This is a genomic window from Xanthomonas sp. NCPPB 3005 (assembly GCF_041228095.2).
In the GTDB taxonomy this organism is placed as follows: Bacteria; Pseudomonadota; Gammaproteobacteria; order Xanthomonadales; family Xanthomonadaceae; genus Xanthomonas_A; species Xanthomonas_A bonasiae.
The window spans coordinates 4,230,778-4,246,126 of the sequence record NZ_CP166096.2 but is presented as its reverse complement, the minus strand read 5'-3'; the positions used below and the strand labels follow the sequence as shown (position 1 = coordinate 4,246,126).

The following is a 15,349-nucleotide window of genomic DNA, read 5'->3' as shown; positions in this document are numbered from 1 at the left end:
GCTCGACACTGCGCTCATGCCTGCTTTGCCACACTGTCGCGACTCCTCCCCCCTTCAAGGAGCGCATCTTGAATCTGGATCTCGACTGGATCCCGTGGCGCGCTTACACGCTGCCGATCGGCGCCGCGGTAGTGCTCGGCTTCCTCGCCTGGTGGCTGTTGTTGCGCATCGCGCAGCGCATGCGCGGGCGCGACTACCGGCGCGCGCGCATCATCCGCGTGGTCAGCGTGCCGATGGCCTTCCTGCTGCCGATGCTGATGCTCAGCTTCGCACTGGAATCCACGCCGCTGGACGAGCGCGCGTTGACCGACCTGCAGCACCTGCTGCATATCGGCATGATCGGTTGCGTGACCTGGCTGCTGGTGCGCGGCGCCGCCGCGCTGGAAAAGGCCATCCTGCGCAGCTATCCGATCGAAGTGGCCGACAATCTGACCGCGCGGCGCATCCAGACCCAGACCCGGGTGCTGGCACGCGTGGCGATGGGCACGATCATCCTGCTCGGCACCTCGGTGGTGCTGCTGACCTTCCCGGCTGTGCGGCAGATCGGCACTACGCTATTGGCCTCGGCCGGCATCATCGGCCTGGTCGCCGGTATCGCCGCCAAGCCGGTGTTCGGCAACCTGATCGCGGGCCTGCAGATCGCCCTGACCCAGCCGATCCGGCTCGACGATGTGGTCATCGTCGAAGGCGAGTGGGGCCGCATCGAGGAGATCGGCAGTTCCTACGTGGTGGTGCGGATCTGGGACGAGCGGCGCATGGTGGTGCCGTTGACCTGGTTCATCGAAAATCCGTTCCAGAACTGGACGCGCAGCAGCGCCGACCTGCTCGGTACCGCGTTCCTGTGGCTGGATTACCGCACGCCGATGCCGCAGCTGCGCGCCGAGCTGGAGCGGATCTGCAAGAGCGAGCCGCTGTGGGATGGCCGCGTCTGCGTGACCCAGGTGACCGAGACCAGCGAGAGCACGATCCAGGTGCGCCTGCTGGTCAGCGCGCGCAATTCCGGCGATGCGTTCGACCTGCGCTGCATCGTGCGCGAACGGATGATCGATTTCCTGACCCGCGAACATCCGTATGCCTTGCCGAAGCTGCGCGCGGAGATCTCCTCGGACACCGCGCGCGCGGCACCACGGCCGCCATCGACGGCCAGCGACTCGGCGGCGATGCGCTCGCCCGGCGCCGAGGATGGCGCGCCGGCGGCGACAGCGGTGCAGGATCCGGGCGCGCCGAGGCCGGATACGGCATAGCGTTGGGTTGCGCCGTGTCGGCGTGGCGGCAGGCGCCTGCAGCGTCCACGCGTTGTTGGTGACGCATGGATTCTCATTGAAACCTGTAGGAGCGGCTTCAGACGCGACCGGGGCTTTCCTGGTAACGCCCGGTCGCGGCTGAAGCCGCTCCTACAAAGGCGTTCTTCGCCAACCGTCTGTCGATGGGTTGCGCGTTGGCGCCATTGCGGCGCTATTCGCTTTACGGATGCTCCGTGGCCTGCGGCAGCGTCGGCAAGAACGCCGGCGGCGTGCGTGCGCGGCTGCGCTGTTCGTAGGCGTAGCCCAGTTCGATCAGGCGCGGTTCGCTCCAGGCGCCGCCGATGAACACCAAGCCCAGCGGCAGGCCGTCGCTGGCGCCCATCGGCACGGTCAGGCTGGGATAGCCGGCCACCGCCGCCGCGCCGTAGCTGGCGCCGGGAAAGTCGTCGCCGTGGAGCGGGTCGGTCTTCCAGGCGCGGCCGGTGGTCGGCGCGATCAGCGCATCCAGCCGCTGCGCGCGCAGGGCCGCGTCGATGCCGTCCGGACCGGCCAGGCGCCTGGCTTTCGCCCGCGCTTCCAGATAGGCCGGGTCGTCCAGGCCGTGGGTGGCCTGCGCCTGTTCGAACAGCGCCTGGTCGAAGTGCGCCAGCTCGCGCTCGGCATGCGCGCGGTTGAACGCGATCAGTTGCGCCAAGGTGCGCAGCGGCGCCTGGCGCGTGTCGAGGTAGCGTTCCAGCCCGGCCTTGAACTCGGTCAGCAAGACGGTCAGTTCGGCGTCGTCCCATTGCCCGGCGGTGGGGATCCGCGCAGCGACCACGGTGGCGCCGGCCGCACGCAACGCGGCGACCGCGCGCGCCTGCGCCGCGGCGATGTCCGGGGTCTGGGTCAGCGGTGAGGGCAGCAGGCCGATGCGTGCGCCGCGCAGCGCGTCGCGGCGCAGGTGCGCGGTGTAGTCGTAGCCGGGCGGACGCGGTGCCGCGGCGGTGGCCGGGTCGGCAGGATCGGGCGCGGCCAGTACGCTCAGCAGCGTCGCCGCGTCGGCGACGCTGCGGGTCATCGGTCCGGCCGTGTCCTGGCTGGCGGAGATCGGGAGGATGCCGTCGCGGCTGACCAGGCCGACTGTCGGTTTCAGTCCGACCAGGCCGTTCACCGCGGCCGGGCAGACGATGCTGCCGTCGGTCTCGGTGCCGATGCCGGCCACCGCCAGATTGGCCGACACGGCTACGCCGGTGCCGGCGCTGGAGCCGCAGGGATTGCGATCGAGCACGTACGGATTGCGGGTCTGCCCGCCGCGCGCGCTCCAGCCGGAACTGGACTTGCTGGAGCGGAAGTTAGCCCACTCGCTGAGGTTGCTCTTGCCCAGGATCACCGCGCCGGCCTGGCGCAGGCGCTGCACCAGGAACGCGTCGTGCGGCGGCTGGAAGTCGGCCAGCGCCAGCGAGCCGGCCGAGGTGGCCATCGGCCGCGCATCGATGTTGTCCTTCAACACCAGCGGGATGCCGTGCAGCGGGCCACGCAGATGCCCGGCGCGGCGTTCGGCGTCCCGCTGCCGCGCTTCGTCCAGGGCGCGCGGATTGCGTTCGATGATCGCGTGCAGCGCAGGCCCTTGCCGGTCCAGCGCATCGATCCGTTGCAGGTAGGCCGCGGTCAGGCCGGCGCTGTCGAGCGTGCCGCGTGCCATCTGCGCCTGCAGCGTGGCGATGTCGGTTTCGGCATGGGCGAACGCGTCTGGGGCTTGTGGCGGCGCGGCACCGGCGGTGTCGGGCAGGACGGGATGCCGGCAGCCGGCGAGGGCGCCGCACAGCAACAGGACGGGCAGCAGGCGCATCGGCAGGTTCCCGGGGAGTCGTTCTCCAGGAGGCTACGCAGCGCTATGGGGATTGGCAAACCGATGCGGGCGCCTGCCCGCATGCGCTCAGTGCGCGGGACGCCGCCGGCGCCGGATCAGGTCGCGGGCCAGGATGCCGACCACGGCCAGGTTGATCGCCAGCACCGCCCACGCGGCCCAGCCGGGATGGCGCACGATCGCGTAGATGTCGAACGGCAGGTAGATGGCCGCGGAAATGCAGCCCAGCATCGACGCCCAGGCCTTGGCGCGCCACAGGCCCCAGGCTTCGACGATGTGCAGCACGCCGTAGGCGAGCATGCCGGCGGCGGCAAGATGCACCGCGCCGGGATTGATCATGGTGAGCAGCGACGGCAGCGCGCCGTGCTCCGGGTCCAGGCTGAAACGCACGATCAGCCGGCCCACCGCCGCGCGCAGCGGCAGCGGGCCCATCAGTTCCAGACCCGTGGCCGCGAGCACCGCGAGCAGGCCTTTGCCGGCCTCCAGCAGTGCGATCAGGTGCAGGCCCGGATGCGCGTGCGGATCCGGGTTGTACGCCTTCTTGCTGGCCACGGGAACTCGGCGATCAGCCGCCGCGACCGGCGCGCTTGCGATCGCTTTCGGTCAGGAACTTCTTGCGCAGGCGGATTTCCTTCGGGGTGACTTCGACCAGCTCGTCGTCCTCGATGAAGTCCAGCGCCTGTTCCAGCGTGTACTTGATCGCCGGGGTCAGCTTGATCGCATCGTCCTTGCCCGAAGCGCGCATGTTGGTCAGCGGCTTGGTCTTGATCGCGTTGACGGTCAGATCGTTGTCCTTGGAGTGGATACCGATCAGCTGGCCTTCGTACACGTTGTCGCCTTCGGCGGCGAACAGGCGGCCACGCTCTTCCAGCGGCCCCAGCGAGTAGGCGGGGGTGGCACCGGCGGCGTTGGCGATCATCACGCCGTTCTGGCGCTTGGCGATGGCGCCCTGTTCCTTCGGGCCGTAATGGTCGAACACGTGGAACAGCAGGCCCGAGCCCTGGGTCAGGGTGCGGAACTCGTTCTGGAAGCCGATCAGGCCACGCGCCGGGATCATGTAGTCAAGGCGCACGCGGCCCTTGCCGTCCGGCTCCATGTTCTTCAGCTGGCCCTTGCGGATGCCCAGCTTCTCCATCACGCCGCCCTGGTGCTGCTCTTCGATGTCCACCACCAGCTGCTCGACCGGCTCCATCAGCTTGCCGTCGATCTCCTTGACGATGACTTCCGGACGCGACACCGCCAGCTCGAAGCCTTCGCGGCGCATGTTCTCGATCAGCACCGACAGGTGCAGTTCGCCGCGGCCGGAGACCAGGAACTTGTCCGGGTCCGACCCTTCCTCGACCTTCAGTGCGACGTTGTGCAGCGTCTCGCGCTCCAGGCGCTCGCGGATCTGGCGGCTGGTGATGAACTTGCCGCCGCTGTGTTCCTTGCTGCCGGCGAACGGCGAGTTGTTGACCTGGAAGGTCATCGAGATGGTCGGCTCGTCCACGGTCAGCGCCGGCAGCGCTTCCGGGGTGTCGAGCGCGCAGATGGTGTCGGAGATGCTCATGTCGGCGACGCCGGAGATGGCGACGATGTCGCCGGCCTCGGCCTCTTCCACTTCCACCCGCTCCAGGCCCATGAAGCCCAGCACCTGCAGGATCTTGCCCTGGCGCTTCTTGCCTTCGCGGTCGACGATGCTGACCGGCATGTTCTTCTTGACCTTGCCGCGCTGGATGCGGCCGATGCCGATCAGGCCGACGAAGTTGTTGTAGTCCAGCTGGCTGATGCGCATCTGGAACGGGCCGTCCGGATCCACCTGCGGCGGCGCCACGTGCTTCATGATCGCTTCGTACAGCGGGGTCATGTCGCCTTCGCGGGCGCTGTCGTCCAGGCTCGCGTAGCCGTGCAGCGCCGAGGCGTAGACGATCGGGAAGTCGAGCTGCTCGTTGGTCGCGCCGAGCTTGTCGAACAGGTCGAACACCTGGTCGATCACCCAGTCCGGACGCGCGCCCGGGCGGTCGATCTTGTTGACCACCACGATCGGCTTGAAGCCCATCGCGAAGGCCTTCTGGGTCACGAAGCGGGTCTGCGGCATCGGCCCGTCCATCGCGTCGACCAGGATCAGCACCGAGTCCACCATCGACAGCACGCGCTCCACTTCGCCGCCGAAGTCGGCGTGTCCGGGGGTGTCGACGATGTTGATGCGGTTGCCCTGCCAGGTGATGGCCGTGTTCTTGGCCAGGATCGTGATGCCACGTTCCTTTTCCTGATCGTTGCTGTCCATCACGCGCTCGGCCAGCACCGTGCGCTCGGAGAGGGTGCCGGACTGCTTCAGCAGGCAGTCGACGAGGGTGGTCTTGCCATGATCGACGTGGGCGACGATGGCGATATTGCGAAGATTTTCGATGGACATGCGAAAGGGGGCCAACCGGCGCCAGAAAGGAAGGAGAGTAAGCCCCCTATTATACCTGTATCCCGACGCGCCTGCCGGTTCAGGATTCAGGCGGCGGCGGTGGCGCTGCCGGCGGCACCGGAGGCGGGCCAAACAGGCCGGCGTGTATCCTATGCGCCCCAAATGACGCCCCCGTTTCCAAGGAATCCCATGTCCCTGATCGCCCATTTCGACACCGCCCGCGGCCCGATCACCATCGAGCTGTATCCCGACAAGGCGCCGCTGACCGTGGCCAACTTCGTGAACCTGGCCAAGCGCGGCTTCTACGACGGGCTGAGCTTCCACCGCGTGATCGCCGACTTCATGATCCAGGGCGGCTGCCCGGAAGGCTCCGGCCGCGGCGGCCCAGGCTACCGTTTCGAGGACGAGACCAACAACGGCGTGCGCCACGAGCGCGGCGTGCTGTCGATGGCCAACGCCGGTCCCAGCACCAACGGCAGCCAGTTCTTCATCACCCACACCGCCACCCCGTGGCTGGACGGCAAGCACACCGTGTTCGGCAAGGTGACCCAGGGCCTGGACGTGGTCGACAGCGTCGCCCAGGGCGATGCGATCAACAAGATCACCATCGAAGGCGATACCGATGCGGTGCTGGCGGCCAAGGCCGACCGCGTCGCCGAGTGGAACCGCCTGCTCGACGCCTGAGTGCCGCCGCGACCGGCCCTGGCGGCCGGTCGCCGATGGCCTGCGTGCTAACATTTCCCGGTTGATTGCCGCGCCCGACCCTCGATGACGATGCGTCCCCTTTTGCTGTGCATGGTGCTGCTCGGAATCGGCGGCGGCGTGCACGCGTGGTGGCGCAGTTCGGAGGCCGCATCGGCGCCGGCAACGCTGGCGGCCGGCGATCCGCGGAGGCTCACCGGCGAAGACGGCATCGTCATGCTGGCCGCCGACTGGTGCGGCTACTGCCGCCGGCAACAGGCCGATTTCGAACGCGCCCAGGTCCGCTACCGCGTGCTCGACGTGGAGCAGGAGGAAGGCCGCCTGGCCGCCGCCGCGCTGGGCCGCGAAGGCGTGCCGATCACGGTGATCGGCCAGCACGTGATCGACGGCTACGACACCGCCGCCCTGGACGCGCATCTGCAGCCGCTCGGCTACCGCGTCTACTGACTCTTATCCCTTTTTTTAGCAGAGGAACCCCCCATGAAGACACCCGTACGTGTTGCTGTGACCGGCGCTGCCGGCCAGATCGGCTATGCCCTGCTGTTCCGTATCGCCTCCGGCGAAATGCTGGGCAAGGACCAGCCGGTGATCCTGCAGCTGCTCGAGCTGCCGATGGAGAAGGCCCAGGCCGCGCTGAAGGGCGTGATGATGGAACTGGAAGACTGCGCGTTCCCGCTGCTGGCCGGCATGGTCGGCACCGACGACGCCGAAGTGGCGTTCAAGGACGCCGACGTGGCCCTGCTGGTCGGCGCGCGTCCGCGCGGCCCGGGCATGGAGCGCAAGGACCTGCTGCTGGAGAACGCCAAGATCTTCACCGCGCAGGGCGCGGCGCTGAACAAGGTCGCCAGCCGCAACGTCAAGGTGCTGGTGGTCGGCAACCCGGCCAACACCAACGCCTACATCGCGATGAAGTCGGCGCCGGACCTGAACCCGAAGAACTTCACCGCCATGCTGCGCCTGGACCACAACCGCGCGCTGAGCCAGCTGGCCGGCAAGCTCGGCAAGCCGGTCGGCGGCATCGAGAAGCTGGTGGTGTGGGGCAACCACAGCCCGACCATGTATCCGGACTACCGTTTCGCCACCGTCGAGGGCGCGTCCATCGCCGAGGCGATCAACGACCAGGAGTGGAACGCCGGCACCTTCATCCCGACCGTGGGCAAGCGCGGCGCGGCGATCATCGAGGCGCGCGGCTCGTCCTCGGCCGCCTCGGCGGCCAACGCCGCCATCGACCACGTGCGCGACTGGGTGCTGGGCAGCAACGGCAAGTGGGTGACCATGGGCGTGCCGTCCGACGGTTCCTACGGCATCCCGGAAGGCGTGATGTTCGGCTTCGCGGTGACCACCGAGAACGGCGAGTACACCCTGGTCAAGGACCTGCCGATCGACGACTTCAGCCAGAAGTACATCGACAAGACCCTGGCCGAGCTGGAAGAAGAGCGCAGCGGCGTGGCGCACCTGCTGGGCTGATCGCTGCGATCGAGGTGCGGAAGACGCCGGGCTCGCCCGGCGTTTTTCTTTTGCGGGTACGCGCGCGCGACTACAGCGCTAGACTGCGCGGCCTGGAACGAGCATGGAGCGCACGATGCATCAACGGATATGGGGCTTGCTGCTGTTGTTGGCGGCTGGAGTGGCGTGGTCCGGCTCGGCCAAGGCCTGGCAGTCCTGCCAGGACGTGGTTGTCGGCATGTACAACAACCAGCCGGTGATGCAGAGCCAGTGCGCCTGGCTGGCCGGCGCGGTCGCGCTGGATCCGGCGACCCGCGCGATGGGCTCGGTATGGAATTACAGCGATGCCGACCAAGCCAAGGCGGCCGCCGCGCGCGACTGCGGTCCGTCATGCCTGGTGGTGAGCTTCTACGACGACTACTTCTATTTTGCTGCCTCGGACGAAGATGTCATCGGTTACGCCTCGACGGCGGAAGCGGCGCTGCGGCAATGCGAGCTCGCCAAGCCGGGCGTCCACTGTGACGTGGTCGTCTCGGCCGGCAGCGGCGGCCGCGCCGTGTATTGGCAATTCAATGCGCTGGGCTACAACGGTACCCAGCAGAAAGCCTATGCGGTCAGCGGCGGCGTGCGTCGCGGCGATGCCCGCCAGGCCGTGTTGCAGGCCTGCGGTGGCGAGGCGGCATGCTTCGCCTACGTGCATCAGCAGCCGCATGCGGCGATGGCGCTGGGCGACGACGGCAAGCTGTACGCAGCCGAGGGCAATAGCGCCTGGCAGGCGCGGCGTGCGGCAAAAAAGTACTGCGCTGGCGAGCAGAGCAAGAAGGCCAAGTGCGAGATCGTGGCCGAGACCAGCAAGGCCGCTTCCTAGTGTTCGGGCTGGCCCGCGCCGGACAAGCGGCTGGCGCGCCACCAGCTAGGTCGGGGGCGCCACGCTCGCGCGGCGGCGATGGTCGCCGTTGCATCGCCATTCCACGACTGCGCGCGACAGCCGGCCTCTGCGGCATGTCTTCGCCGTTCGGCCGGCCATGACGTTGCACCCGCGCGCGCCGGTTTGCGGGTGTGCTAGGTTTCCTCGGCCATTCATTTGGGGACATAGCATGACGCGCGCTCCGTACCGCTGGATCGGAGGGCTGGCGCTGGCCAGCCTGTTGCCGCTCGCCGCCAACGCCGCGGACAGCGGCTATCGGCAACCGCCGGAGCCGCTGCTGGGGGTGATGCGCGCGCCGCTGAATCCGTCGCCGCGGCTGGATCCCACCGGCAAGACCCTGCTGCTGGTGCAGCGCACCCAGTATCCGCCGATCGCACGCGTGGCCGAGCCGTATCTGAAGCTGGCCGGGGTGCGTGTGGAGCCGCGCAGCCACAGCCGCCACGACATGTCCAACGGTTACGGCATCCGCGCCTGCCTGGAAGGTTTTAGCCTGGTCGACGTGGCCAGCGGCAAGCAGACCGCGGTGACCCTGCCGGCCGGCGCCTGTCCGGCGCTGCCGGTGTGGTCGCCGGACGGGCGCCGTTTCGCCTTCAACAACACCGCCGCCGACCGCGTCGAGCTGTGGCTGGGCGACGTCGCCACCGGCAACGTGCGCCGCATCGACGGCGTGCAGCTCAACCCGGTGCTGGGCGGCGAGATCCAGTGGCTGGGCGGCAGCGACACGCTGCTGCTGAAGACCGTGCCGCAGGACCTGGGTGCGGCGCCGCGCAAGGCGGCGGTGCCGCCGGGGCCGGAGGTCAAGGAAACCATCCAGGGCAAGGGCGAGAGCAGCACCTACGAGGCGCGCGACACGCTGTCCAGCCCCGAGGACGAGGCGCTGTTCACCTACTACGCCACCTCGCAGCTGCTCACCGTCGATGCCGCCAGCGGCAAGCAGAGCAAGGTCGGCGCGCCGGCGGTCTATACCGCGGTGGACGGCGCGCCCGACGGCCGCCATGTGCGCGTGGAGCGGCTCAAGCGGCCGTATTCCTACGTCACCACCTATGCGCGTTTCGCCCACGATGTGGCGGTGCTCGATCTGTCCACTGGCGGCGAGCGCGTGCTGGCCGATCTGCCGGTCGCCGACCGGGTGCCGGTGCAGGGCGTGCCGACCGGCCCGCGTGCGTATTCCTGGCGGGCCAACCAGCCGGCCACGCTGGTCTGGGCCGAGGCGCTGGACGGCGGCGACTGGAAGGCCACCGTGCCCGCACGCGACAAGCTGCTGACCCTGGCGGCGCCGTTCACCGCCAAGCCGCGCGAACTGGCGCGGGTGACCCAGCGCTACGCCGGACTGTCCTGGTTCGCCCAGGGCGGGCAGGCGCTGCTGGACGAATACGACGAGAACCGCCACTGGCGGCGGACCACGCTGCTCGACGCCGACCGCCCCGGCACGCCCGGTCGCGTGCTGTTCGATCTATCCACCGACGATCTGTACGCCGATCCCGGCACCCCGGAACTGCGCGTGCTGGCCAACGGCGAAGCGGTGCTGCACGAGGACCGCGGCGCGCTGTTCCTGAGCGGGCAGGGCGCCACGCCGGCCGGCGACCGCGCGTTCCTGGACCGCTACGAACTGGCCAGCGGCAAGACCGAGCGCCTGTTCCGCAGCGATGCCAGCGCCGACGAGGTGTTCGCCGGGTTCGCCGGCGACGATACGACCAAGCTGCTGACCTGGCGCCAGTCGCCGACCGATCCGCCCAACGTGTACCTGCGCGCGCTGGGCCAGGCGCAGACGGATGCGGCGGCGGGCGAAGCGGTCTACGCCTCGAGCATCGCGCCGGTCACCCGCTTCCCCGATCCGACGCCGCTGGTGCGGCAGATCAAGAAGCGGCTGGTGACCTACAAGCGCAAGGACGGGGTGGAACTGTCGTTCACCCTGTACACGCCGCCCGGCTACAAGGAAGGCACGCGGGTGCCGGCGATCCTGTACGCCTATCCGCTGGACTATGCCGACCCGTCCAAGGCCGGCCAGGTCAGCGGCGCCAACGAGCGCGATTTCACCCGGCTGAGTTCCTACCAGCTGCTGTTGCTGGCCGGCTACGCGATCATCGACGACACCGCCTTCCCGATCGTCGGCGATCCCAAGACCGCCTACGACACCTATCTGCAGCAACTGGTGGACAACGCCACCGCCGCGGTGGACAAGGCGGTGGAACTGGGTGTGGTCGACCGGCAGCGGATCGGCGTCACCGGCCACAGCCATGGCGCGCTGATGGCGGCCAACCTGCTGGCGCATACCGACCTGTTCCGCGCCGGCGTGGCGACCAGCGGCAGCTACAACAAGACCCTGACCCCGTTCGGCTTCCAGAACGAGCGGCGCTCGTTCTGGGCCGCGCCGGAGGTCTACGCGCAGGCCTCGGCGTTCTTCCACGCCGACAAGATCAACGAGCCGCTGCTGATCGTGCACGGCATGGACGACGCCAATCCCGGCACCGAAACCACCCAGGCGCCGCGCCTGTTCCAGGCGATCCGCGGCAACGGCGGCACCGCGCGGCTGGTGCTGCTGCCGTTCGAGCCGCACTGGTACACCGCGCGCGAGTCCAACGAGGACGTGGTGGCCGAGATGCTGGAGTGGTTCGACCGCTACGTGAAGAATGCGCCGCCGCGTGCGGCGGCGGCGAAGGCGGCAGCGCAAAAGCAGTAGGGCAGTCCACCGGCGGCGGCACAGGCCGGTGACGCCGCGGCGTCGCGGGCGCCCTTCGACCAAGGTCGGAAGGACGCCCGCGACGCGCAGGGACTATGCTCGGCGTGGGTGCATCGCCTTGGGAGGGGCCGCATGGACTACGCGACGCTGTACCGGCGCTCGATCGAGCAGCCGGAGGAGTTCTGGGCGGAGCAGGCCAAGGCGATCCACTGGCAGCGGCCGCCGCAGGCGATCCTAGAATACGACCACCCGCCGTTCCGGCGCTGGTTCGGCGGCGGCCTGACCAACCTGTGCCACAACGCGGTCGACCGGCACCTGCCCGAGCGCGCCGCGCAGCTGGCGCTGGTGGCGGTGTCCAGCGAGACCGGGCAGACCCGCGAATTCACCTATGCGCAGCTGCATGCCGAGGTCAATGCCTTCGCCGCGGTGCTGCTGCGTCTGGACGTGCAGCGCGGCGACCGCGTGGTCATCTACATGCCGAACATGGCCGAGGCGGTGTTCGCGATGCTGGCCTGCGCGCGCATCGGCGCGGTGCACTCGGTGGTGTTCGGTGGTTTCGCCGCGCACAACCTGGCGCTGCGCATCGACGATGCGGCGCCGAAGCTGCTGATCGCCGCCGATGCCGGCAGCCGCGGCGGCAAGATCATCCCCTACAAGCCGCTGGTCGATGCCGCCTGCGCGGAAGCCAGCGCACCGCCGCCGAAGGTGCTGATCGTCTCGCGCGGGCTGGATCCGGCGCAGCCGCGCAACGACGGGCGCGACGTGGACTACGCCGAGTTGCGCGCGCAGGTCGGCGACGCGCAGGTGCCGGTGACCTGGCTGGAATCCAACGAACCCAGCTATCTGCTGTACACCTCCGGCACCACCGGCAAGCCCAAGGGCGTACAGCGCGACGTCGGCGGCTACGCGGTGGCGCTGGCGCTGTCGATGCGCACGGTGTTCGATTGCGCGCCGGGCCAGGTGATGTTCTCCACGTCCGATGTCGGCTGGGCGGTCGGCCATTCGTACAACGTGTACGGCCCGCTGATCGCCGGCTGCACCTCGCTGCTGTACGAAGGCCTGCCGGTGCAGCCGGACCCCGGGGTGTGGTGGGCGCTGTGCGAGAAGTACCGGGTGCGCACCATGTTCTCCTCGCCGACCGCGATCCGCGTGCTGAAGAAGCATGCGGCCAGCTACATCCGCGATCACGACCTGAGCGCGCTGCAATACCTGTTCCTGGCCGGCGAACCGCTGGACGAGCCGACCGCGTTGTGGATCGGCGAGGCGCTGGGCAAGCCGGTCATCGACAACTACTGGCAGACCGAGACCGGCTGGCCGGCGCTGACCCTGCTGCCGGGGCTGGAGATGCGGCCGGTGAAGCCGGGTTCGCCGGGGTTCCCCAACCTGGGCTACAAGATGAAGATCGTCGATCCGCACGGCGTCGAAGTGCCGGCCGGACGCAAGGGCGTGCTGGTGATCGAACCGCCGTTGCCGCCGGGCTGCATGACCACGGTGTGGAACGACGATGCGCGTTTCCTGCGCAGCTATTTCAGCCATTTCGAGGAACTGCTGTACAGCTCGCTGGACTGGGCGATCCGCGACGACGACGGCTATACCTTCATCCTCGGCCGCACCGACGACGTGATCAACGTCGCCGGCCATCGCCTCGGCACGCGCGAGATCGAAGAGGCCATCGCCGGCCATGCGGACGTGGCCGAGGTGGCGGTGATCGGCATGCACGACGAACTGAAGGGGCAGGTGCCGGTGGTCTTCGCGACGCTGAAACAACAGGCATCGCCCGATGCCGCCGCCGCCATTGCCGAACAACTGCGGCAATGCGTGGTGGAGCGGCTCGGTGCGGTGGCGCGGCCGGCGCAGGTGTATCTGGTGCAGGCATTGCCGAAGACGCGCTCGGGCAAACTGCTGCGGCGTTCGCTGCAGGCGCTGGCCGAGCAGCGCGATCCCGGCGACCTGTCGACGCTGGACGATCCGGGCGCGCTCGACGAGATTCGCCGCGCGTTGGCGCGCTGAGGCGCCACTGCATCGCGCAACAAGCGCGCCGGCTGCCGCTGACGCGCAATCACAGGGGAGGGCGGCGAATGAGTGAGCGCTATGCCAAGACCGACGCCGGACGGCAGGAGATCGCGGACCGCGCGCGCCGGTTGCCGGCGCAATTGCGCTCGATCCTGCTGGTGGTGGATGGGCACAAGGACGACAGCGCGCTGCAGCAGATCGTCGCCGGCCTGCATGCGCCGGAAGACGCCTTGGCGCAGCTGCAGCAGATGGGCCTGATCGCCCGCGGCGGCGATGCGTCGGCCTCGCCTGCGCCTGCAGCATCGTCATCGATATCGCCATCGAGCACGCCGCCGGCGGCGGCGACGTCGGCCGGCGCCATCGATCCGCTGGCCAGTCCGGGCGATGCGCCGGTATCGCACGAAGCGGCGCAACGCTATTCGCACCTTTACGACGCGATGAGCGAAGCGGTGCGCAAGTATCTGGGGCTGAAGGGCTATTTCATGCAGTTGCGGATCGAGCGCTGCAGCGACGCCGCCGCGCTCGAAGCGCTGCTGCCGGAGTTCACCGCCGCGCTCGGCAAGGCCAAGTCGCCAGCGCTGGCTGCGCGTTGGCTGCAGGACACGCTGGACGACGAGCGGCGGTAGCTGCGATCGAGCGCCAATTGGCGTGCGCACGCACATGCCGGCGTGTGATGGCGAGGAAGCAAGGTCCGCTGTTGTAGGAGCGGCTTCAGCCGCGACAGGATGTCCCGGTGCCGCCTGTCGCGACTGAAGCCGCTCCTGCAGGTTTCGTCTGTCTGCAGACAGATCAGGATGCGCTCTGACTGCGCTTGCTCAATTCAAGCCTTCGGCCTGCAGCGCCGCCTGCACCTGCGGATCGGCCGCCATGCGCGCGAAGAAGTCCTGCAGGTTGGCGCCGAGTTCGATCTTCAGCGCCTGCGCCCACCGCAGGGTCACGAACAGATACGCATCGGCGATCGAGCGCTGCGTGCCGGCGAGCCATTGCTGCGTCGCCAGCTGCGCGTCCACGCGCGCGTACAGCGTACGCAGGCGTTCGCGCGCGTGTTCCTGGGTGCGCGCGATCACCGCCGCGTCCTCAAGGTAGCGCGTGCTGCCGAACAACGGATGGAAGGCCGGATGCAGGTCGGCGTTGAGGAAGGCGAGCCAGCGCTGCACTTCGGCGCGACTGCGCGCGCTGCCGTCGCCGGCCAGCTGTGCCGCGGGCGCGCTATCGGCGATGTAGTTGAGGATCGCCGAGTTCTGGGTCAGCACCCACTCGTCCACCTGCAGCGCGGGCACCGCGCCGGCGGGATTGAGCGCGAGATAGGCCGGTGCCTTCATCGACGCGGCGTCGAGCACTTCCAGTTCGAACGGCAATTCCGCCCAGCGCAGCGCGATGTGGTCGGCCAGCGAGCAGGCGCCGGGCTTGGCATACAGTTTCATTGCAGACTCCGCACGAACAAAGGGCCGGGAAGCGTACCCGGCCCTGCGTGCGGTTGGCGATAGCGTCGTGCTGGCCGGTCAGGACGCGTTGCGCGGCCGCAGCTTCTGCACGCGGTAGAACGTGTGATCGCCGATCGTCGCCACCTGGTAGGCGTTACGCCAGCTCGGGCTGGCGATCGCATGTGCGGCGAAGTGGCTGGCGCCGGGCACGATCTCCTTGCGCTGGCCCTGCGGCAGCGCCCAGTTGCGCTCGGCGGCGAAGGCGACGTTGACCGCATCGGCCCAGGCGTCGTCGTTCTTCAGTTCGGTGCCGGGTTTCACCAGGCCCGGCGCGAACTGTTTGCGCGCGGTGACCACCTGGCACATCGAGTTGCCCCACAGGCCGCTGTCCAGGCGCCGCAGCGCCACCTCGGCGACCGCCTGCTGGCCGCGCAGCGTCTGGTCGCGCGCTTCCAGATAGACGGTGGTGCTCAGACACAGCGAATCGGCGGCGGGTTGCGGCAACAGTTGCGACAGCCAGAGTATCCAGGCCAGTTTCATATAACTCCTTGCTCCGTATGGGCCGTCATCGGGGCTGCACCGGGTGGCGCGGCAAGGCGATGCGGCTTGGCGTCATGGGGAGGCGGCCTGTCACGGGTCGCCCGGGTGCCGGCGCAATCTGGAGGCCGGCG

Annotated in this window: 13 protein-coding genes; 8 read left to right on the top strand and 5 right to left on the bottom strand. The window is 68.9% G+C overall.

Annotated elements, in window-relative coordinates; genetic code table 11:
* Window positions 1–74: 74 nt before the first annotated feature.
* Window positions 75–1,244: a mechanosensitive ion channel family protein gene (locus tag AB8810_RS18295; RefSeq protein WP_191825098.1), complete on the top strand. Its 1,170-nt coding sequence runs from the start codon at window positions 75–77 to the stop codon at window positions 1,242–1,244.
* A 220-nt stretch (window positions 1,245–1,464) separates the two neighbouring features.
* On the opposite strand, the gene AB8810_RS18290 is transcribed toward AB8810_RS18295, so the two are convergent.
* The 3 genes from AB8810_RS18290 to typA all read right to left on the bottom strand — a co-directional run bounded on the left by AB8810_RS18290 (window position 1,465) and on the right by typA (window position 5,485).
* A complete protein-coding gene (locus AB8810_RS18290; RefSeq protein ID WP_369914470.1) occupies window positions 1,465–3,072 on the bottom strand; it encodes an amidase in 1,608 nt (535 codons plus the stop codon).
* An 87-nt stretch (window positions 3,073–3,159) separates the two neighbouring features.
* Complete coding sequence (locus AB8810_RS18285; RefSeq protein ID WP_191825071.1) at window positions 3,160–3,642, bottom strand: DUF2127 domain-containing protein; 483 nt, start codon at window positions 3,640–3,642, stop codon at window positions 3,160–3,162.
* A gap of 13 nt (window positions 3,643–3,655) precedes the next feature.
* A complete protein-coding gene (gene typA, locus AB8810_RS18280) occupies window positions 3,656–5,485 on the bottom strand; it encodes a translational GTPase TypA (protein WP_064538334.1) in 1,830 nt (609 codons plus the stop codon).
* Window positions 5,486–5,674: 189 nt separating this feature from the next.
* Here typA and AB8810_RS18275 point away from each other — a divergent pair, with 189 nt between their 5' ends.
* The 7 genes from AB8810_RS18275 to AB8810_RS18245 all read left to right on the top strand — a co-directional run bounded on the left by AB8810_RS18275 (window position 5,675) and on the right by AB8810_RS18245 (window position 13,880).
* The gene (locus tag AB8810_RS18275; protein WP_179570582.1) at window positions 5,675–6,169 is read left to right on the top strand and encodes a peptidylprolyl isomerase; all 495 of its coding nucleotides are present in this window, start codon (window positions 5,675–5,677) and stop codon (window positions 6,167–6,169) included.
* A 90-nt stretch (window positions 6,170–6,259) separates the two neighbouring features.
* The gene (locus AB8810_RS18270) at window positions 6,260–6,634 is read left to right on the top strand and encodes a glutaredoxin family protein (protein WP_255432834.1); all 375 of its coding nucleotides are present in this window, start codon (window positions 6,260–6,262) and stop codon (window positions 6,632–6,634) included.
* A gap of 33 nt (window positions 6,635–6,667) precedes the next feature.
* Window positions 6,668–7,654 carry a malate dehydrogenase gene (locus AB8810_RS18265; protein ID WP_009607498.1) on the top strand — a complete coding sequence of 329 codons (987 nt, stop codon included), beginning with the start codon at window positions 6,668–6,670 and terminating at the stop codon, window positions 7,652–7,654.
* Window positions 7,655–7,769: 115 nt separating this feature from the next.
* Window positions 7,770–8,501 carry a DUF4189 domain-containing protein gene (locus AB8810_RS18260; RefSeq protein ID WP_369914468.1) on the top strand — a complete coding sequence of 244 codons (732 nt, stop codon included), beginning with the start codon at window positions 7,770–7,772 and terminating at the stop codon, window positions 8,499–8,501.
* Between the two features lie 229 nt (window positions 8,502–8,730).
* Window positions 8,731–11,241, top strand: coding sequence for a prolyl oligopeptidase family serine peptidase (locus AB8810_RS18255; RefSeq protein WP_369914467.1), 2,511 nt, complete (start codon window positions 8,731–8,733; stop codon window positions 11,239–11,241).
* A 132-nt stretch (window positions 11,242–11,373) separates the two neighbouring features.
* Entirely contained in the window at window positions 11,374–13,251 is a 1,878-nt protein-coding gene (gene prpE / locus AB8810_RS18250; protein WP_369914466.1) for a propionate--CoA ligase, read from the top strand.
* 68 nt (window positions 13,252–13,319) lie between these two features.
* Complete coding sequence (locus tag AB8810_RS18245) at window positions 13,320–13,880, top strand: hypothetical protein (RefSeq protein WP_369914465.1); 561 nt, start codon at window positions 13,320–13,322, stop codon at window positions 13,878–13,880.
* A gap of 189 nt (window positions 13,881–14,069) precedes the next feature.
* Here AB8810_RS18245 and AB8810_RS18240 read toward each other — a convergent pair whose 3' ends face one another.
* Window positions 14,070–14,678 (bottom strand): glutathione binding-like protein, encoded by a 609-nt coding sequence (locus AB8810_RS18240; RefSeq protein ID WP_206230659.1) that lies wholly within the window; start codon window positions 14,676–14,678, stop codon window positions 14,070–14,072.
* A gap of 78 nt (window positions 14,679–14,756) precedes the next feature.
* On the bottom strand, window positions 14,757–15,218 hold the full coding sequence (locus AB8810_RS18235) for a cell wall hydrolase (protein ID WP_145701667.1): 462 nt from the start codon (window positions 15,216–15,218) through the stop codon (window positions 14,757–14,759).
* Window positions 15,219–15,349 lie beyond the last annotated feature (131 nt).